The following is a 21,190-nucleotide window of genomic DNA, read 5'->3' as shown; positions in this document are numbered from 1 at the left end:
CCCTGTCAGCCGAGCTTAAAGCGCTTCTGTGTTGGTTTCGCCGGTACGGATGCGCACGGCCTGTTCAATCGAGTAGACGAAAATCTTGCCGTCGCCGATCTGCCCGGTCTTGGCGGAGGACGCGATTGCCTCGACGGCCTTCTCCACGAGATCGGAGGCAACGGCGATTTCGATCTTCAACTTGGGAAGAAAGCTGACCGCATATTCGGTGCCGCGATAAATTTCGGTGTGTCCCTTTTGGCGACCGTAACCCTTGACCTCGGTCACGGTCAGGCCCTGAATGCCGACAGCGGTAAGTGCTTCGCGCACCTCGTCCAGCTTGAACGGCTTGATAATGGCCATCACAATTTTCATCTGGTTTCCCATCCTTTGTTTGTCCTCGGCATGGAGCCGACCCTCCTGCCGCTGGCCGATCGATAACAGCGACTGACCTCGTACATTCAAGGCGTGTGCCAGTTTGATGATGTTTTTTTAAGTTATTGAAAAATATAGGTTATAATAAATAAGTCTGTAAAATAGGCACGGGCCTGCGCCATTCATGCAAAATTAATATGCGAAATTCAAAAATTGCTTAATATTTAATCATTTGCCATTTTGCGGATCAGGCCTTCCTGAGCCATGGAAGCAACCAGGATGCCGTCGCGTGTAAAAAGGCTGCCGCGCGTCAATCCGCGCGCGCCTGACGCACTGGGGCTGTCCTGGCTATAGAGCAGCCAGTCGTCCAGTTTGCAGGGTCGGTGAAACCACATGGCGTGGTCTAGGCTTGCGGCCTGAACGGCGGGGTCGAAGATCGTCGTGCCGTGAGCGTAAAGCGATGTATCGAGCAATGTCATGTCGGAAAGATAGGCGAGAACCGCCGCCTGATAGTGTCGGTCATCCGGTACATTGCCGACCGCTCTGACCCAGATGTCCTGATGCGGATCGAGCTTTTCCTTCGAGATGTAATGCGTCAACGAAACCGGTCTGATCTCGATGGGGCGCTTGTTTTCCCAGTATTTCCGGATGGCGGGCGGCGCCTTGGCCAAAAAGGCGTCGCGCATCTGCTCTTCGCTCATCAACTGTTCCGGCTGGGGAACGGTGGGGATTGTTGCCTGATGGTCGAAGCCACCCTCATCGATCTGGAAAGATGCCGACATGGAGAAAATCGCGTGACCATGCTGGATGGCGACGATGCGCCGTGTATTGAAGCTTGCCCCGTCGCGGATGCGGTCGACCTGATAGATGATCGGCACCAGGGGATCGCCTGGGCGCATGAAATAGGCGTGCAGGGAATGGACGAAACGGTCGTCTTGCACGGTGCGTTGCGCGGCCATCAGCGCCTGGGCGATGACCTGACCACCGAAAACACGCTGCCAGCCAACCTGTGGGCTTGTGCCGCGAAACAGGTTTTCCTCGAGCTTTTCGAGATCGAGCGTGGAAATCAGTTTTTCCATCGGCGCTGTATTTTCGAGAGGGCGCGACATTTTCGACATGCTCCGGCTGTAGGAAGACCTTTGGTGATGGTCTATAGTGGAGCTGTGAGATTCACAAGAATGCGGGAGAAGTCATGATGTTGGATGTGGTTGTTGCAGGCGGCGGATATGTCGGACTTGGCGTTGCTGTCGCCATCAAGCAGGGCGCGCCACATCTGAATGTCGAGGTCATCGAGGCTGCCCCTGATAATGTCTGGAAGAAGGACATGCGGGCGTCCGCGATCATCGCCGCGGCATCGCGGATGCTGGATGTTTTCGGCATATGGACCGAGTTGTTGCCGGAAGCGCAGGCGATCAACAAGATGATCGTAACGGATTCCAAGACCTCCGACCCGGTCCGCCCGGTGTTTCTGACCTTCGATGGCGACGTGGCAGACGGCCAGCCTTTTGCGCATATGGTGTCCAATGTCGCCATGGTGGGGGCGTTGCGCGGGCTGTGCGAACGGCTGGGCGTGACCATCCGCCATGGCCTGAGTGTTTCCGGCTTCGAGGCCGGACATCGCAGCAATCTTATCACGCTGTCCGACGGCTCCACGTTCGAGACACGGCTGCTGGTGGCTTGCGATGGTGTCCGCTCGGCGCTTCGCGATATGGCCGGCATCAAGACGGTACATTGGGCCTACGATCAATCCGGCATCGTCACGACGGTGGAACATGAGCGCCCGCATAATGGCTGCGCCGAAGAGCACTTCCTGCCGTCCGGCCCCTTTGCCATTCTGCCCTTGAAGGGCAATCGTTCGTCGCTGGTGTGGACGGAGCGCACTGCTGACGCCGATCAATTGGTGGCAGCAGACGATCTGGTGTTCGAGGAAGAGCTGGAACGCCGCTTCGGCCACAAGCTTGGCCCTATCAGGCCGGTTGGCCCACGGCGGGCTTTTCCGCTGGGTCTGACGCTGGCCCGCGCTTTCGTGGCACCGCGTCTTGCGCTGGCAGGTGATGCGGCGCACGGCATTCACCCGATTTCGGGCCAGGGGCTCAATCTCGGCTTCAAGGATGTGGCAGCCCTTGCTGAAACGATTGTCGAGGCAGATCGTCTGGGCCTCGATATCGGCTCGCTGAACGTGCTGGAGCGTTACCAGTCATGGCGGCGGTTCGATACGGTGCGCATGGGCATTACCACCGATGTGCTGAACCGGTTGTTTTCCAACGATGTCGGACCCATTCGTGTTGCGCGTGACTTCGGCCTGGGGATCGTGGACCGGATTCCGGGTCTCAAATCCTATTTCATCGGACAGGCGGCAGGCACCACCGACAAAGGCGGGCCGCGATTGTTGGCCGGTCAGCCGCTTTAATCCAGATATGTCGATTCAGGATTTGGTGGTAACAACCTTCGTGCAGACCAGATGTTGCCGTGAACAAAAGCTGAATCCACAACCTTAGCGATTCGTCTCTGATTCGTTCACAAGATGTTCCAGTCGCATTAAAACAGGCAAAACCCTTGGCCGATGCGCCTTTCGCGTGTTCCCTCCTTGCCTTTGACCTTCACGATTGCCATGTGTGGTGACAAGAGGCGGACGGAACGTTTCCGAATGGTTCTAAAACAGCAGTTCAGTCGATCTTACGGATAATACGTTGAATTCTCGCCCCATGATCTTGAGCGGCCGCGGTGTTACGGCCGTTCTTGGACCCACCAATACCGGCAAGACGCATTATGCCATCGAGCGCATGGTTGCCTATGGAAGCGGCGTGATCGGCCTGCCGTTGCGGCTGCTTGCCCGTGAAGTCTATACGCGGCTGGTGGAAAAGGTCGGTGCGCCCAACGTGGCGCTGATTACCGGTGAAGAAAAAATCACTCCGCCCAAGGCACCCTATTCAGTCTGCACGGTCGAGGCGATGCCGCGTGAAACCACGGCGGCCTTTGTGGCTATCGATGAGGTGCAACTGGCCGGAGACCTCGAGCGCGGCCATATCTTTACCGATCGCATCCTGCATCTTCGTGGTCGTGAGCAAACGCTGCTGCTGGGCGCTGGCACCATGCGACCTATTCTGGAAAAGCTTTTGCCGGGTATTGTCGTGGTGGAGCGGCCCCGGCTTTCGCAATTATTCTACGCCGGACAGAAGAAAATCACCCGCCTGCCGCAGCGCACGGCCATCGTCGCGTTTTCCGCCGACGAGGTCTATGCCATTGCCGAACTGGTGCGCCGCCAGCGTGGCGGGGCGGCTGTGGTGCTGGGTGCGCTTTCCCCCAGAACACGCAATGCACAGGTCGGTCTCTATCAGTCCGGTGACGTCGAATATCTGGTCGCGACCGATGCCATCGGCATGGGTCTCAACCTCGATGTCGATCATGTTGCCTTTGCGCAGGACCGCAAGTTCGATGGTTATCAGTTCCGCAATCTGAATGCCGGCGAGATGGGGCAGATTGCCGGTCGTGCCGGTCGCCACCTTCGCGATGGTACGTTCGGGGTGACGGGTCAGGTCGATCCCTTCGATGACGAGCTCGTGCACCGGGTCGAATCACATCAGTTCGATTCGGTCAAAGTGCTGCAATGGCGCACCAAGAACTTCGATTATTCATCTATTGGAAATTTGCGGGCGAGCCTCGATACGCCTCCAACCATTCAGGGATTGACGCGCGCATTGCCCGCAATCGACCAGCAGGCGCTGGAACATCTTGCGCGTTATCCTGAAATCGTGGACATAACCACCAATGCTGCGCGCGTGGAAAAACTGTGGGAGGCCTGTGCCTTACCGGATTTTCGCCGCATCGCGCCGGCACAGCATGCCGACTTGATTTCGACCCTCTACTTCGACCTCGTCAAACGTGGAGCCGTTAATGAGGATTTCATGGCCGAACAGGTGCGGCGGGCGGACCGCACCGACGGAGAGATCGATACGCTATCTGCAAGGATTGCGCAGATCAGAACATGGACGTATGTATCAAACCGCCCAGGATGGCTTGCCGATCCGACACACTGGCAAGAAAAGACTCGGGAAATCGAAGATCGATTGTCCGATGCCTTACATGACAGGTTGACGAAACGCTTTGTTGATCGCAGGACATCTGTGCTCATGAGGCGCCTAAGAGAGAATGCGATGCTTGAAGCTGAAATCAGTGTGAATGGTGATGTCTTTGTTGAAGGACATCATGTCGGCCAATTGGCGGGTTTCCGGTTTACACCGGTGGCCGGAGCTGAAGGTCCAGATGCCAAGGCTGTGCAAGGCGCAGCGCAGAAGGCGCTTGCTTTGGAATACGAGGCGCGTGCCGCGCGCCTGCATGCCAGTGGCAACAGCGATCTCGCGCTGAGCTCTGATGGGCTGGTCCGCTGGTTGGGTGAACCCGTCGCTCGTCTGACCGCTGGCGACAATATCATGAAGCCGCGTGTCATCATGCTGGCCGACGAACAGTTGAGCGGCAATGCGCGTGATCACGCCGTTGCCCGCATCGAGCGTTTCGTGAACCACCAGATCGCAACCGTCTTGAAGCCATTGGACGATATTTCCCGCGCCGAAGACCTTCAGGGTCTGGCAAAGGGTCTGGCGTTCCAGCTGGTGGAAAATCTCGGCGTCCTGTTCCGTCGCGACGTGACCGAAGAGGTCAAGACGCTGGATCAGGATGCGCGCGCCTCCATGCGCCGCTACGGCATTCGCTTTGGCGCCTACCACGTTTTCTTGCCTGCGCTGTTGAAGCCTGCTCCGGCGGAGCTGGTGACGCTGCTGTGGGCGCTGAAGAACGATGGTCTGGGCAAGCCCGGTTACGGTGATCTCATCCCGGTTCTTGCCGCCGGCCGCACGTCTGTGGTGACGGATGCCAGCTATGAGCGCATGTTCTACAAGCTTGCGGGCTTCCGCTTCCTGGGCAAGCGCGCCGTGCGTATCGACATTCTGGAACGCCTTGCCGATCTTATCCGTCCACTGTTGCAGTGGAAGCCGGGTGCACAGGCGCGTCCTGAAGGTGCTTATGACGGACGTCGTTTCACAACGACCACCGCCATGCTGTCCATTCTGGGTGCGACACTCGACGATATGGAAGAAATTCTCAAAGGTCTTGGTTACCGTGCCGATCAGGTGAGCGCCGAAGAGGCTGCGATCTTCCTTGGCCAGACTACCGATGCTGCAAAGACTGAAGCGTCTGCCGACGCTGCGCCGTCTGAAGAGACGGCATCACATGATGACGCTGATGCAGAAACATCTTCGGAAGACACGTCCGCTGCGGAGGCTCCTGCCGACGTGAAGGCGGAAGAAGCGCCTGCCGCTGCAACGGAAGAAGAAGCGGCAGCAGCAACTGAAGCCACTGAGACGGCGCAGGAGCCGTCCGCTGACGCTGCACCTGCCGAAGTCACCGAACCGAAGCCGGTTCTGCTGTGGCGTCCCGGCGGTCGTAACGACACCCAGCGCAGCGACAACAGGCGTCCCGGCAACCGTGGCCAGGGAGAACGCCGTGCAGAGGGTGGCGAAGACCGCAAGCCTGCGCCGCGTGACAATGCCGGTCGTGATGGCGCTGCCCGCGATGGTGATCGCAAGCGTGACGGCGACCGCAAACGCGACGGTGGTCGTCCAGACCGCAACAGCAACAACAATCGCAATGATCGTCCCGATCGTGGCGAGCGCAAGGACAGACCTGATCGCAACGACCGTGGCGGCAAGCCGCAGGGTCAGCAGCGTTTCGAAGCCAAGCCACCGCGCAAGGAGAAGCCGCTGGACCCGGATTCGCCTTTCGCCAAGCTCGCTGCTCTGAAGGACCAGCTGAAGAAGTAAGGTATGGGTGAAAAGCAACAGCCACAGGATGCAGGCCGTCAGCGCCTCGACAAGTGGCTGTTCTTCGCCCGTATGGTCAAATCCCGCTCCCTTGCCCAGAGCTACATTCAATCCGGCAATGTACGGATCAACGGCAATGCCGTTCGCCAATCCAGCCATTTGGTGAAGCTGGGTGATAAGCTGGAACTTTCCTTCGAGCGTTCGAGCCGTATTCTTGTCGTTCTGGCTTCCGGCGAGCGACGTGGTCCTTATGAGGAAGCCAAGCTTCTCTACGACGACCAGACCCCACCACCCGCACCAAGCGACCACATGACACCATTCGAGCAGGCGATGCGAGAGCCAGGTAGCGGACGCCCGACGAAGAAAGAGCGCCGTGCACTCGACCGGTTTATTTCCGATAGCGGCGAAGGCTTCGAGTGATGGACCTTGGCAGCTATCCAACCCAAAGACGTCGACTTGGCCTGGAATAAATCACTCATATAGGCTGGTTTTTCAGAAACGTTTGTCCTTGCTATCTCTTGGTAAAGGCATTACCTCACTTGCAAAAATGCCCTTTCTGAATTCCGGGCGAGGGCTTGTGTTCGATAGCTCAATGACCCGGCCTTGCATATTCTGGAGTCCATCATGACGTATGTCGTGACTGATAATTGCATTCGCTGTAAATATACCGACTGTGTTGAAGTGTGCCCTGTCGACTGCTTCTACGAGGGTGAGAATTTTCTGGCGATCAACCCGGACGAGTGCATCGATTGTGGTGTGTGCGAACCCGAATGTCCCGCAGAGGCAATCAAGCCGGATACGGAGCCAGGTCTCGACAAGTGGCTGACGTTGAATGCCGAATATGCGGCAATCTGGCCCAACATCACCATCAAGCGCGATCCGATGCCCGAAGCCAAGGAGATGGACGGCGTCAGCGGCAAGCTCGATCTATATTTTTCGGCTGAGCCGGGTAAGGGCGACTGATCCATCATCTGTCACAGGATTTAAAAAAGCCTCCCGGTTTGCACCGTGGAGGCTTTTTCGTATTCGGTTATCGTCAGCTACCACGCCCGGATTGTAGCGTGGTTGAGAGCAGGGTCAGCAAGGCCACACTTTCCTCCAGGCTTTGTCGCTGGCGGCTTTGGAGTATGGCTGACTGTAATCGGTTCATTTCACGCGCAATCGCCGCTGGCTGCCATGTGCGCAGCGCGCGTTCGATGATCGGTTTGCGACGGAAGTGGACGCCGCGCCCGAGCGTCAGCATGACCTGACCGGCCTGCTGTTTCTTGTCGTCCATTTCGGCCCGCATCTGGTCCAGCAGCTGGAACTGCCGCAGGCAACCTTGCAGGACCAGAAAGATCGGCGTTTTGGAGGCGATGATTTTCTGGGTGGCGTGAAAGAAGGCGTTGCGGTCACCCTTGAGAATCGCATCGACGGCATCGTCGGCGGACACGGCGCTCGCGTCACCGATAATGGCCATGACATCGTCTTCTTCGATCACATCGCGGCCCCGGCAATAGAGCGCCAGCTTGCGCACCTCGTTGCGCGATGCAATACGGTCGCCGCCAAGCGATTCCGTCAGTCTTTGACGAGCGGCGGGTGCGATGCGCAGGTGCTCGGTCGAGAACTCCTGATCGATCAGCGCGTTCAATGCGCGGGCATCGTCGGCGTAGCAGGGAATGGCGGCAATGGCGCGTGATGGCTCTGAGATCTTGCGAAGGCCGGTGCCTTTCTTCAGATCGCCTGCCTCGATGATGAGGAAGCTCGATTCGGGTGGGGTTTCCGACAGAATCTGCAGGGCGTCTACCAGCGCCTTTTCATTGGCGGCGCCCTTGACCCAGACCAGCTTTTCGCCGCCGAAAAGGCCAATGGCATTGACCTCATCCAGAAGACGGCCGGGATCACCTTGCAGATCGGCAGCGGTAATCTTCAGCGATGCGAAAGCATCGTTGGGATCGATGCCGGTTCTCGACGCGATGAGGGACGCACGTTCGGAGACAAGACCGCGGTCAGGTCCGTAGAGGACAAAAACACGAAAACGCTCCGCCGGTTTTTCGGCGAAGCGTTCGAATTCATGGGATTTTATTTCCGTCATCAGCCGGTTCTTAGCGGCCGAGCGTGGCGGCGATATCCGTACCGATGATTTCCGCCAGTTCCCGTGCCGCACGGTTTTGGCCATCCCTGATAGCGCGGAGTTTGGCGAATTCCTGCTGCGGCAGGTCGAGCATGGAAGTGACGGTGCGGGTTGCTGCGCGCAGAACCTGACCATCGGAGATACGGGTTATCACATATTTGCCTGTCATGCTGACACGCCCTGGATAGGGACCATCATAGTTGTTCTTGCTGACAGACAGGCTGGTGTCGTCGGTGACCTCGGTGGAGGTCGCGCTGGATGTCACTGTCAGCTTGACGTCGTATTCCTTGGTTTTCGGAGCGCCAGCACCGCCGTAAGCGAGGAAGACGAGATGGTTGCGAACTTCCTGCGTGATCCGGTCTTCAGCTGACGAAAAGTTCACGGTCTCGAACTTCTCACGCGTACCGGAGGCCTGGCTATAGAGCGGGCGGACCTGGCACCCTGCAAGGATGCCAGCGCACAAAACGACAGAGATTGCGGCTGCTATGCGGCCCCATTTGGAATAGGCATCAGACAACAATGTTCACAATCCTTTGTGGCACCACAATGATTTTTTTCGGCTCGGCTCCGGCCAGCGCCGCTTTCACGGCATCCAGTTCCATCACCGCCGCTTTGACGGCATCTTGATCCGCATCGCGCGCGATTGTCAATTCGCCACGCTTCTTGCCATTGATTTGAACCGGCATGACGACGTCATTTTCTTCGATCAATGCAGGCACGAAGGCAGGCCATGGGCTTTGCGCAACAAGGCCGTCATTGCCCAGCGCCGTCCAGCATTCCTCGGCCAGATGCGGCGTCATCGGTGCAATCAGGCGGATGAGGATTTCGGCGGCATCACGCGCGGCGGCCTTTACATCGTCTGCCTTGCCACCATTGGCGATATCCGCAAACGGACCGGCCAGCGTGTTGACGAGTTCATAGATGCGGGCAATCGCCTTGTTGAAGGCCAGCTTGTCCAGATCGTCCTGCACTGCTTTCAGCGTCTTGTGGGCAGCCTTGGAGACCACAAGTCCTTCGCCCTGCGTGGCTGGAGCCGGTTTGACGGATTTCAACTCATCCGCCGCCTCGCCGATGATGCGCCAGACGCGCTGTACGAAGCGGTGTGCGCCTTCGACACCGGCTTCCGACCATATCACGTCACGATCGGGCGGGCTGTCCGACAGAACGAAGAAGCGAGCGGTATCGGCCCCGTAGGAGGCGATGATATCGTCGGGGTCGACAACGTTCTTCTTCGACTTCGACATCTTTTCGATGGAGCCGATCTGAACCTCGTCACCGCCTGACAAGAGGAAGGCACGGCGTGCGCCGTCCACTTCCTCGATGCGGATATCGGCAGGCACAACCCATTGGCCGTTCTGGCCTTCGCCGAGACGATAGGTTTCGTGCACGACCATGCCTTGCGTAAACAGGCCCTTGAAGGGCTCCTTTACGTCCACATGGCCGGTGGCCTTCATCGCGCGTGTAAAGAAGCGCGAGTAGAGCAGATGCAGGATCGCGTGTTCGATGCCACCGATATACTGATCCACCGGCAGCCAATGGCTGGCGACCTTCGGGTCGGTCGGCTGGCTTTCCCAAGGCGCTGTGAAGCGTGTGAAGTACCAGCTCGAATCGACGAATGTATCCATCGTGTCGGTTTCGCGCCGTGCTGCATGGCCGCATTGCGGGCAGGAAACATGACGCCATGTGGGGTGGCGATCCAACGGATTGCCGGGCACATCGAAGGTCACGTCATCAGGCAGTTTGACCGGCAGGTCCTTCTTTGGAACCGGAACGACACCGCAGACTTCGCAATGGATGACCGGGATCGGGCAACCCCAGTAGCGCTGGCGGGAAATACCCCAGTCGCGCAGACGGAAATTGACCTTGCGCTCAGCCTGTGGCGCGTCGGCCAGTGTCTGCGCTGACAGTTTCGACACGACGGCTTCGAAAGCCTCCGTCGTTGTCATGCCATCGAGAAACTGCGAATTGATCATGACGCCGTCATCGACATAGGCGGTATCGTCAACGCCGAAGGTTTCAGCGTTTTCGCCTTCCGGCATGACAACGGCCACCACCGGCAAATTGTATTTGCGGGCGAAATCCAGATCGCGCTGGTCGCCGGACGGGCAACCGAAGATGGCACCGGTGCCGTAATCCATCAACACGAAATTGGCGATGTAAACAGGCAGTTCCCAAGACGGGTCGAGCGGATGAACGACCTTGACGCCGGTATCGAAACCGCGCTTTTCGGCTGTCTCAAGAGCAGCGAGCGACGTGCCCTGGCGGCGGCATTCGTCGCAGAACTGAGCGATGTCAGCGTTGGTCTCCGACAGGGTCTTGGCCAAGGGGTGATCGGCGGCGATGGCCAGGAACGATGCGCCGAACAGCGTGTCGGGGCGGGTCGTGTAAACCGTAATGTCGTTGAAGCCCGCAGGCGCGGTGGAGGCCACCGTCTGCCAGCGCAGTGACAGGCCTTCCGACTTGCCGATCCAGTTCTTCTGCATCAGGCGGACTTTTTCCGGCCATTGGTCGAGCTGATCCAGTTCGTCCAGCAAGTCCTGGCTGAAATCGGTGATGCGGAAGAACCATTGCGTCAATTCGCGCTGTTCGACCAAGGCACCGGAGCGCCAGCCGCGCCCGTCGATGACCTGCTCATTGGCCAGCACGGTATGATCGACCGGGTCCCAGTTGACCTTGGACTGCTTGCGATAGACCAGACCCTTTTCCATGAAGTCAATGAACAGCGCCTGCTGCTGGCTGTAATATTCCACGTCACAAGTGGCAAATTCACGGGTCCAGTCCAGAGACAGGCCCATGGACTTCAACTGGCCGCGCATGCTGGCAATGTTCTGATAGGTCCAGTCCTTGGGATGGACGTTGTTCTGCATGGCGGCGTTTTCCGCAGGCATGCCGAAGGCGTCCCAGCCCATGGGGTGCAGCACGTTATAACCGCGCGCACGCTTGTAGCGGGCAACGACGTCACCCATCGCATAGTTGCGGACATGTCCCATGTGGATGCGGCCGGATGGATATGGAAACATCTCGAGAACGTAATATTTCTCACGGGCATCGCTGTTATCTGTCACGAAGACATTGTCTTCGTTCCATTTTTGCTGCCAGCGCGGCTCTGCGTCGCGAGGATTATAACGTTCGATGGCCATACTTCTGAAATCCGGGTATCAAGGGGAAAATTCGCGCTGACCTTCACCACGAAACGGCGTATGCGTCAAGTTTGGCGGGGCTGCTGCGGGTGCAATCTTGGGTGACAGCGTTCAAATGGTGACAATGGCGCTTGGCATCAAGCCCAACGGCGGCTACTGAACCCACTCTCCTCGAGTTTAAATGAAGGTCTGGTCATGGAAATCGAAGCGCGCCTTTTGGATGTCACGCAGCGGATTGAAGCGGTTGCGGAAAAAGCAGGGCGGAAAGCCGGTAGTGTCAGTCTCGTTGCGGTGTCCAAGACATTCGATGGCGATGCGATCCAGCCCGTGATCGATTGCGGCCAGCGCACTTTCGGCGAAAACCGCGTTCAGGAAGCGCAGGGCAAGTGGCCCGCTCTGAAGGAAAAGACCGCTGGTATCGAGCTGCATCTGATCGGGCCGCTACAATCCAACAAAGCGGCGGATGCGGTTGCGCTGTTCGACGTGATCGAAACCGTCGATCGCGAGAAGATTGCCAAAGCACTTGCCGAAGAAGTCAAGAAGCAGGGGCGGGCGCTGCGTTTCTACGTTCAGGTCAACACCGGGCTGGAGCCGCAAAAGGCAGGTATCGACCCGCGTGAGACGGTCGCCTTTGTTGCGATGTGCCGGGATGAGCTGGCGTTGAATGTGGAAGGTCTGATGTGCATTCCGCCCGCCGATGAAAATCCCGGTCCACACTTTGCGCTTCTGGCAAAGCTTGCCGGAGAATGCGGACTGGAAAAACTGTCCATGGGCATGTCGGGTGATTTCGAAACTGCGGTGGAATTCGGCGCGACGAGCGTGCGGGTGGGATCGGCGATTTTCGGCACACGCTGAGCGAACCTTCATCAAAATGAAAAAGCCACGGCACCGTCTGGAGCCGTGGCTTTTTGTTGAGCGGTTGGGGCCGAAGCCCCGAACCCTTAATCGAACGGGATTGCTCTGTCCTTGCCCGTGACTGGCTTGCCATCGACGGATACTTCGATATCCGGCGAACCAACGGTGCGCTTGACCGAGACTTCGCGGACCTTGCCTTCAAGCGTGATCCTTGCAGAGAAGTTATCCCATGCCTCCGGCAAGGACGGTGCAATGTGCAGCGTGCCGTTGACGCGGGTGATGCCGAGAATGCCTTCGACGGCAGCGCGGTAGAGCCAGCCGGCAGAACCGGTGTACCAGCTCCAGCCACCACGGCCAGCATAGGCACCTTCGCCATAGACATCCGCCGTCACCACATAGGGTTCGACACGGTAGGTTTCCGAAGCCGAGCGGTCGAGCGCGTGGTTGACCGGGTTGAGCATCGAGAAGCATTTCCATGCATCCTCGTTGCGGCCCAGTTTGGCCAGCGCCAGAACGACCCAGGTGGCGGCGTGCGTATATTGGCCGCCGTTTTCACGGACACCCGGTGGATAGCCCTTGATGTAGCCGGGATCCTGCGGAGAGCGCTTGAAGGGCGGCGTGAAGAGACGGATGATGCCCGTTTCCTCGTCAACGAGCTCCTTCATTACGGCGTCCATGGCCTGCGCGGAACGCTGCTCTTCGCCTTCGCCTGACAGAACACTCCAGCTCTGGCCGAGCGAATCGATGCGGCATTCCTCGCTGGTGATGGAACCGAGCGGGGTGCCGTCATCGAAATAACCGCGACGGTAATATTCGCCGTCCCAGCCAGCGGTTTCGAGCGATGCCCGCAGCTTGTCGCGATGGGTCTTCCACTTTTCGACGCGGTCCAGATCGCGGCGCTCTTCGGCAATTTCAATGAAATCGCGAAGCGTTCCAGACAGGAACCAGCCGAGCCACACACTGGTGCCTTTGCCGGCGACGCCTACGCGGTTCATGCCATCATTCCAGTCGCCGCCGAGGATGAGCGGCAAGCCGTTTTCTCCGGTGCGATAAATGGCCAGATCGAGCGCCAGTGCGGCGTGCTCGTAGAGGCTGACGGCATTGTCCGTCGTCTCCGGCTGGAAGAAAGCGTCGTGCTGGCCGGGCGTCAAGGCAGGGCCTTTGAGGAACGGAATGCTTTCCTCAAGGATGCCCTTGTCGCCGGTGGCGACGATGTACTGGTGGGTGGCATAGGCCAGCCAGACGACGTCGTCGGAGATGGTCGTGCGGACACCGGCGCCCGTCAGTGGCAGCCACCAGTGTTGAACGTCACCTTCCGGGAACTGTCGACCGGCGGCGCGCAGGATTTGCTCACGCGCGAGGTCCGGCTGATAGAGCAGGAACGCCAGCGTATCCTGCAGCTGATCACGGAAGCCGAAGGCACCGCTGGACTGGTAGAATGCGGTGCGCGCCATGATGCGGCAGGCCAGTGCCTGATATGGCAGCCAGCTGTTGACCATGTGGTTGAAGCTGGCATCCGGTGTGGACACGTGCAACTGGCCGATAAAGCCGTTCCAGAATGTCTTGTTGGCGTCCAGCACCGCGTTGAAGTCTGACTGGCGAATATCCTTCACCAGTGCGCGTGCTTCTTCTGCGGTATCGGCATCACCGACATAGAACAACAGGTGCCTCTCTTCGCCCGGTTTCAGGTGGATTTCCTGCATGACGGCGGCGCAAGGCGCGCCGTCGAGTTCCAGGCTGCCAGACAGGGCAGCACCCGACAACACAGCCTGCGGAGCATGGATCGAGCCATAGCGGCCGATAAACTCGCGCTTGCTGGTGGTGAAGCTGCCAGCCGGGCCTTCCAACGCCAAGAAAGCGGTGCGGGCATTATAGTCGATGCTGTAGGGGTTGGACGCAAACAGCGCGCCGCTTTCCTCATCATGAGAGCTGAGAATGAACGGTGCAGACTTCTGGACGTTGTTGCCCAGAACCCATTCGACATAACCATAGGTCTTCAGGCGGCGGTTCTGTGTGCCGACGTTACGAACCGTCAGGCGAGACAGCTTGACCGGCTTTTCACGATCAACCGTCTGGGTGACTTCTATATCGAGACCGTCTTCAATGCTTCGGAACACGGAATAGCCGAGGCCATGACGGGTTTCGAAAATCGCTTCCGGGTTACGAGACAGTGCGGCAAACGGTGAGTATATCTTGCCGCTGTCGACGTCCGCGACATAGATCGCCTCGCCCGGACGGTTGACGACGGGGTCGTTGCTCCATGGGGTCAGCTGATAGTCACGCGAGTTGCGGCTCCATGTGAAGGCAGCACCTTCAGCAGAAACGTGGAAGCCGAACTTCTCGTTGGAGATGACGTTGATCCAAGGATGCGGCGTCGATTGGCCACCGTGTAGGCGCACGACATATTCGTCACCAGTTTTGGTAAAGCCGCCAAAGCCGTTCCAGAAATCGAGATCATGCGCGTCTTCGACCGGCTCCGCATGCGGGAACATCGGTGCTGGAAGGCGAGCCTGTGCAGTGTCGCTGCCTTCCGGCCCACGATGGGCCGCAAACAGAGATACTGCGCGGTTGACCTGATCCACAATCTTGCCGTTGCGAACGTGAAGAACGACACGCGATGCAGCCAGCAGCGCCGACCATGTTTCCTCATCGATCAAATCGCGGCGGACGGAGAAGACATGCTGCCTGCCGCCATCTGCCGGGTTGATGCGGCGCTGTGCCTCGGAAATGAAGTCCAGGGCGTGCTGCATATCCTGCGCGTAGGAGGCGGCCCGCTCGTTGACGATGACGAGATCGAAGATAACGCCACGGGCGCGCAGATATTCATGCGCGCTCAAGGCTTCCTTGGCGATATCCATGTCCATGTCGTCATTGATACGCAGGCTGAAGATCGGGAAATCCCCGGAAATTGCCAGCGGCCATAGGGAGCGCTGGGAGCCGAGACCAGTTTTCAGCGTATCGGAGTCGGCGCGCAGATGCATGTCGGGATAGACGAGGTAACGGGCCAGATGCTGGAAGGCAGCTGCCTGCTGCGAGGTCACGCCGACATGGCGCATCTGCACCTGTGTGCGGGTCCAGGCATGCACCAATTCATGCGCGAAGGCATCCGGGTGGCGGTAGCGGTCGATGGCCTTGTCCACGTCTTCGCGGTTGGGTGCGGCGATCGTCCAGAAGATGACGCTGACCTTCTTGCCCGCCGGGACGCGGACGACGCGACGAAGTGACAGGATAGGGTCGAGCGTAAACCCATCCGTGTTGGAAAGCGTAGCCGCCGCATCGAAAGCCGCAGCTTCACCCAGCGAGCGTCCACGACCGATGAATTTGGCACGATCCGTCTCATACTCGGTGGGACGGGCGGGACCGGCATTATCGGCAGCCAGATGCGCGATAACAGTGCCGGGTTCGCTCGGGCTGCGCTTGTTGCGCCATGCGCGGATGACGTCACCACGCTTGCCGATCTCGGTCTGCACGAACATACGCGAGAAGAGCGGATGAGCATTGTCATCGTCTTCATTTGCGATGACGGGCTCCAGATAGGACGTCACTTCAATATAACGATCTTCCGAACCGACATTCAGGAGCGTCACGCGACGGCCTTCGGCATCGTGTTCGGTAGCGACGATGCACTCGACCACGCTTTGCAGATCGCCCACCGTCTTGTGGAATTCGACCTTGTCGTCCGAGAAGACGGTCTTGGTCTTTTCGCCTTCGGCAACTCGTGGCTCGGCTGTTGCACTCCACCATTGCCCGGATGTCGTATCACGCAGGAACAGGAAGGTACCCCAGCGATCTTCGGTCGGATCGGCCTTCCAGCGCGATATCGCCTGACCATTCCACTTGGAATAACCGGCACCCGTTGCCGTCAGCATGGTCGAATAGTGACCGTTCGACAGGAATACGACCTCACGGTCACGCACGGCAGGATCGTTGATGGTGCGCACTTCTGCGCGCAAGAGATCCGCCTGTTCTTTGCCAGGTGTTTCCGGCTCGTATTTGGCGCTCATGACAGGCACTTCGCGCGGTGCCTTTTCCTGAAGCAGCAGTTCGGCTGCTTCGATCACCGGATCGGCGTGGAAGAGTTCGCGCAATACGCCGTCCATGACCACGTTGGCGACAGCCGCAATCGACATGCCATGGTGGTGGGCATAATAGTTGTAGACGATGGCGCAGACCTTGCCATCCGGCACGCGGGTCGGTGTGAAGTCGACAGCATCGTGGAAACCGTACTGGCCGAGAGCACCCAGCTTGCGCAGCTTGTCGAGGTTCTCCAGAGCCGCGTCCGGGTCGTATTGCGAGGCGAGGATCGAGGCATAGGGCGCGATGACCGCGTTCTGGCCAAGGCCGCGCTTCAGGCCCAGCGTCGGCACGCCGAAGTTGGTATACTGATAGTTCATGTTGTGATCGCGGGCGTTGAACGCCGCTTCGGAAATACCCCACGGTGTGCCGAGGCGACGGCCATGGCTGATCTGTTCCTTGACGATCAGATTGTTGGTCTGGTTCAGAATACCGCCGTGACGCTCCTGCATGACCAGCGGAGGCATCAAATATTCGAACATCGAGCCGGACCAGGAGACGAGCGCGCCCTGTGCGCCGATCGGCACGACCTGACGACCGAGACGATACCAGTGTTCCGTCGGCAGATCGCCCTTGGCAATCGCAAACAGGCTGGTCAGGCGGCATTCTGACGCCAGAAGGTCGTAGCAGGCCTCGTCCAGCTCCTGGCTATCCACGCGGTAGCCGATGGACAGCAGGCGACGATCCTTGCGGTACAGGAACGCGAAGTCCATCGAGAAGGCGAGATTGCGGCTGCGATCGCGAAGCGAGTTCAGACGATCCCGCAGCGGATCGATGGTGGAAAGATCGAAGGCGCTGTCGGAAATATGCGCTTCGCAGCAATCGAGCAGTGACTGTGCCCAACGGGTGACCTCAGCGCTTTGCTCCGACTTGACCTCGAGATTGAGGTTGGATGCGAGCTTCTGGATATCTCGGGCCAACACTGCAAGATTGATGACACGGATCGACGCGAATTCATGCTCGCGCTTGACCGATGCGAGAGCGTTGGAGAAACCGATGATCCGCTCTTCCAGGCGGCGGTGCAGAGGCCGCAGGTTCTTTCGATCATCGGGCAGTTCTTTCAGCGTCTCGCGCAGGATACCGGCGACATCGCCGATGCCATCGAGATTTCCCTGAAGATGGGCCGACGGCGCTTCCGCCCACTGGCGGCAGGCTGACGAGATGGCGATCAGGTGGCCGGCAAGGTTGCCACTATCGACCGCGGAGACATAACGGGGGCCAAGCGTCTGCAAGGTATCGGTGTGATACCAGTTGTAGAGATGGCCGCGATATTTCTCCATCTTTTCAACCGTCTCGATGGTTTTTTCCATCCGCTCGACGGTTTCGGAAAAGCTGATCCAGCCGAACTGACGTGCCGAAATGACCGACAGCAGGTAGACGCCGATATTGGTCGGCGACGTGCGGCTGGCAACGACGGGCTCCGGCGTTTCCTGATAGTTGTCCGGCGGCAGATAATTCTCTTTCGCATTCACGAAAGCTTCGTAGTAACGCCATGTGCGGCGCGCGATCTTGCGCAACTCGCTCGACACATGTTCGGATACGAACAGACGGTCTTCGGTCTCGGCAGATTGGCTGACAAACCATGCGACGACCGGAGATAGAATCCATAGCAGAGCAAAGGGAAGGCCAACGAGAAACGCGTTGTCACCCGGAAGGGAAGCAAGCGCCAGGCCGAGAAGGGCTGCAACAGGCGCATGCCACATCTGGCGATAATAATCAAAAATGCTGCCCTGCGCGCTGGACTGGATGCTGGCGGCTGTGCGCCATTCCAGCATAAGCTTGCCGCTGACGAACAAGCGGTAAAGCGAACGAGCGATGGCATCGGCCATCAAGCAGGCGCTGTCGGCGATGAAGACAATACGCAGTGCGACCTGCGCATTGGTGGCGCGGATTTCTGCCCACATCGAGTGAAAATGCGCCTGCGGTACGATATCGGTGGAGCGCGGCACGATGCCTGATAGCAGCGATATGGTGGGAGCGACGAACAGCGAGAAAATCAGCAGAATCTGCCAGATTAGCGCACCGAGCGGGCCCATGAAATACCAGCCGAGGACAGAGGCTGCAAACCATGCAATCGGCGTCAGCGAGCGGCGCAGGTTATCGACCATCTTCCAGCGGCCGATAGCTGTCACGCCGCGCTTGGCATCCATGATGTAAGGCAGAAGCTGCCAGTCGCCACGCGCCCACCGGTGCTGACGCGAGACTTCGACTTCGTAACGGGTCGGGAAGTCTTCGACCAGTTCCACGTCGGTCACAAGTGCGCAGCGCGCAAACGAGCCTTCGAGAAGGTCGTGGGACAAAACGGCATTTTCATCGATGCGACCCTTGAGGGCCGTCTCGAAGGCATCGACATCGTAAAGGCCCTTGCCGGTGAAGGTGCCTTCGGACGTGAGGTCCTGATAAACGTCGGATACGGTAAAGACGTAGGGGTCAATACCGCGATTGATAGAAAAGACGCGCTGGAAGACGGAGGCGTCCTTGCCCGTCGTCAGCGATGGTGTCACGCGTGGCTGAAGCAGGCCGTAACCATGGATGACGCGGCCCGTGACGGGATCGTGAACCGGACGGTTGATCGGGTGGTGCATCTTGCCGACGAGTTTGGTGACGGCATCGCGCATCAGGCGTGTGTCGGCATCCAGCGTCATGACATATTTGACGTTTTTCGGCACCATATTGGCACCGTTGAGGAACGTCGTGTCCTTGTCACCACGCAGCAGCATGTTCAGTTCATGCAGTTTGCCGCGCTTGCGTTCCCAGCCCATCCAGCAATCTTCCGCCGGATTGAACAGCCGGCGGCGGTGCAGCAGGTAGAACCGTGTCTTGCCGTCGAAGGCGTAGCGGGCGCTGAGTTCCGCTACTTCACGCTTGGCATATTCGAGGATTTCGATGTCTTCCGCAGATTGCTCAAAGGCGGCGTCGCGCCAGTCGCTGATCAAAGCGAAATAAATCTCGCCGTGTGGATTGGCGAGATAATGCACCTCGATATTGCGGACCATTTCATCGACGCTGTCGCGGCTGGTCAGCATGCAGGGCACGGCCAGAAGCGTGCAGGCATCCTGCGGAATGCCTTCCTTGAACTCGTAGCCGACCAGGCGGAACGGCTTGACGAAGAACGTCACGAGCGTGTTGAACAGGCCTGTCGCACCTTCCGACGCGGGCAGGGCGAACATCAGCAGGAATGCGGTGACGACATACCAAGGCATGCCGGCTTCCGCCAGGAACCAGCCGACGATTGCCATAGCCAGCGCTGTGAACGCCATGACCGGAACTGCGATGGAAAGCCAGTTGAACTTGCGCATGAAGCGTACGACGCGCTGCGAAAAGAGCGGCGAGTAGGCGATCCGATCTTCCAGTTCCTGGCGACGCTCACCAATCAGGAAGCTGCCGACATTCGGCGCATGCGGATGGGTTTCACCGGAATTGGCAGTTTCCGTGACCATATCGACGGCGACCTGCGCCACTTCGATTTCCGTCTTGGGCGAACGACGCGCCAGAAGTTCGATCGTGTTGCGATAGGTGTTGCGTGATCCGAAATCGAGCGTCTCATAATCCGTCTGCTCGCGCAGCACCTTGTCGATGTGGCTGACTTCCTCAAACCATACGGACCATTCGGTATCGTCGATTTCGCGCAGGCTCTTGACGATGTTGCCCATCGTCACATTCCCGGATGCGAGGCGGTTATGTTCCGCCATCATGATGTTTTCGGCGTCTGTTCCGGACTTATGCAGACGTTCCTCAAGCCAGTTCAGCGCCAAACCGGAGGTCTGTGAGCCATTTCTGAGGCGATACAGAAACTGTGTAGAGAAAGTTGGATCTGCGACCAGTTCGTCGATCTGCTTGAGAAGACCGGCGGATGCCTCGGCATCGTTGAGGCGGATGATTTCATCCACTACTTCGTTTGCGCGCTGACGCATGCGGCGGGAGCGTTCGACGCGAATGGAAATACGACGCAGATTTTCGATGAGGACGAAACGCAGGATCGACGGCAGGGCCCAGAGTTCGCCAATCTGCAATGTCTTCGACGTCTGATAGCCCTCGACCAGGGCCGTCATGCTTTCGCGGGAAATGGTGCTGTGTGTGTGTGCGACGTAAATCCACGCCAGTGCCATGACGCGCGGAATTTCGATGTTGCCGATCTTTACCGTCGGCAGCTGGCGATAGAATTTGCGCGGAAAATCCCGGCGTACTTCCTGGATGGCTTCTTCGATCACATAGTGATTATCGAGCAGCCATTCGGCGGCTGGCGTGATGTTCTGGCCGTTTTCAGCATCCACCGCCGTCGTGCGATAGACCCGCAGAATTTCTTTTTCGTTCTCACGATGGCGCGCGAAGAAATCGAACTCCATGAAGCCCGGCAGGCCATCGGCCCCGGATTTGGAGAGCTCGGCTCCACAGTCCCTCAATTCCTCGATTGTGAAGTAGACCGAGCGGATCGAATCATTGTGATCGATCTGCTTTGTTTCTGAATCACGGGCGGCGGCGGTCGGCGTAATATGAAATGACATCGGCTCGTATTCTGCACTCTGCTAAGGGTCTGGTCTCGTGTAACCGGAACTTGTTTCAGATTGCGTTAGGAAATTGAAACAACTGTGGCAGCTTTATCTCGTGCTGATCCTGAACCTTTGCTGAACCATCGCGAACCAGCGAACGATGGTACTCTCGTAAAATCTGCTTGCCCGTTGACATGGCATTTTGGGCGAACGATTTCACGTCGCAAGAAAATCAACTGATGGATGGTGTAAAGGCAAACAAGCGCGGTGCCGCGCTACGTCGTTCATGAAACATTTTGCACGCTCCCCCAAAGCGAAAACACGTCATGTTGCACCTGTCCTCATCTT

11 protein-coding genes are annotated in these 21,190 nt (G+C 58.3%); 5 read left to right on the top strand and 6 right to left on the bottom strand.

The genetic code is table 11. The features are described from left to right. Positions 1-15: 15 nt before the first annotated feature. Complete coding sequence (locus ATO67_RS06710; RefSeq protein ID WP_045230924.1) at positions 16-366, bottom strand: P-II family nitrogen regulator; 351 nt, start codon at positions 364-366, stop codon at positions 16-18. Between the two features lie 212 nt (positions 367-578). Beyond that, a complete protein-coding gene (gene tesB, locus ATO67_RS06705) occupies positions 579-1,463 on the bottom strand; it encodes an acyl-CoA thioesterase II (RefSeq protein ID WP_067645909.1) in 885 nt (294 codons plus the stop codon). A gap of 59 nt (positions 1,464-1,522) precedes the next feature. Here tesB and ATO67_RS06700 point away from each other — a divergent pair, with 59 nt between their 5' ends. The 4 genes from ATO67_RS06700 to fdxA all read left to right on the top strand — a co-directional run bounded on the left by ATO67_RS06700 (position 1,523) and on the right by fdxA (position 7,133). Then, positions 1,523-2,764 (top strand): ubiquinone biosynthesis hydroxylase, encoded by a 1,242-nt coding sequence (locus tag ATO67_RS06700; RefSeq protein WP_280940014.1) that lies wholly within the window; start codon positions 1,523-1,525, stop codon positions 2,762-2,764. Between the two features lie 295 nt (positions 2,765-3,059). Beyond that, positions 3,060-6,170 (top strand): helicase-related protein, encoded by a 3,111-nt coding sequence (locus ATO67_RS06695; protein WP_067645907.1) that lies wholly within the window; start codon positions 3,060-3,062, stop codon positions 6,168-6,170. Between the two features lie 3 nt (positions 6,171-6,173). Further along, the gene (locus ATO67_RS06690) at positions 6,174-6,590 is read left to right on the top strand and encodes an RNA-binding S4 domain-containing protein (protein WP_067645904.1); all 417 of its coding nucleotides are present in this window, start codon (positions 6,174-6,176) and stop codon (positions 6,588-6,590) included. 204 nt (positions 6,591-6,794) lie between these two features. Then, positions 6,795-7,133 carry a ferredoxin FdxA gene (fdxA, locus tag ATO67_RS06685; RefSeq protein ID WP_067646240.1) on the top strand — a complete coding sequence of 113 codons (339 nt, stop codon included), beginning with the start codon at positions 6,795-6,797 and terminating at the stop codon, positions 7,131-7,133. A gap of 73 nt (positions 7,134-7,206) precedes the next feature. Here fdxA and holA read toward each other — a convergent pair whose 3' ends face one another. Genes holA through leuS form a run of 3 tightly spaced genes read right to left on the bottom strand, consistent with a single transcriptional unit; the run spans position 7,207 to position 11,423 of the window. Next, the gene (gene holA, locus ATO67_RS06680) at positions 7,207-8,244 is read right to left on the bottom strand and encodes a DNA polymerase III subunit delta (protein WP_067645902.1); all 1,038 of its coding nucleotides are present in this window, start codon (positions 8,242-8,244) and stop codon (positions 7,207-7,209) included. 10 nt (positions 8,245-8,254) lie between these two features. Beyond that, complete coding sequence (locus ATO67_RS06675; RefSeq protein ID WP_245303909.1) at positions 8,255-8,803, bottom strand: hypothetical protein; 549 nt, start codon at positions 8,801-8,803, stop codon at positions 8,255-8,257. Next, complete coding sequence (leuS, locus tag ATO67_RS06670; RefSeq protein ID WP_067645899.1) at positions 8,793-11,423, bottom strand: leucine--tRNA ligase; 2,631 nt, start codon at positions 11,421-11,423, stop codon at positions 8,793-8,795. Before leuS ends, ATO67_RS06675 begins: the two co-directional genes overlap by 11 nt. A gap of 195 nt (positions 11,424-11,618) precedes the next feature. Between leuS and ATO67_RS06665 the strand changes: the two genes are divergently transcribed. Beyond that, positions 11,619-12,278, top strand: a complete 660-nt coding sequence (locus ATO67_RS06665; RefSeq protein ID WP_067645897.1) for a YggS family pyridoxal phosphate-dependent enzyme — start codon at positions 11,619-11,621, stop codon at positions 12,276-12,278. Between the two features lie 86 nt (positions 12,279-12,364). On the opposite strand, the gene ATO67_RS06660 is transcribed toward ATO67_RS06665, so the two are convergent. Then, positions 12,365-20,857 carry a glycoside hydrolase family 94 protein gene (locus tag ATO67_RS06660; RefSeq protein WP_067645895.1) on the bottom strand — a complete coding sequence of 2,831 codons (8,493 nt, stop codon included), beginning with the start codon at positions 20,855-20,857 and terminating at the stop codon, positions 12,365-12,367. Positions 20,858-21,190: the final 333 nt, after the last annotated feature.

The organism is Agrobacterium bohemicum, assembly GCF_001562555.1.
Taxonomy (GTDB): domain Bacteria; phylum Pseudomonadota; class Alphaproteobacteria; order Rhizobiales; family Rhizobiaceae; genus Agrobacterium; species Agrobacterium bohemicum.
Note: the sequence above shows the minus strand (reverse complement) of the source record. Positions and strands in the feature narration are given on the sequence as shown.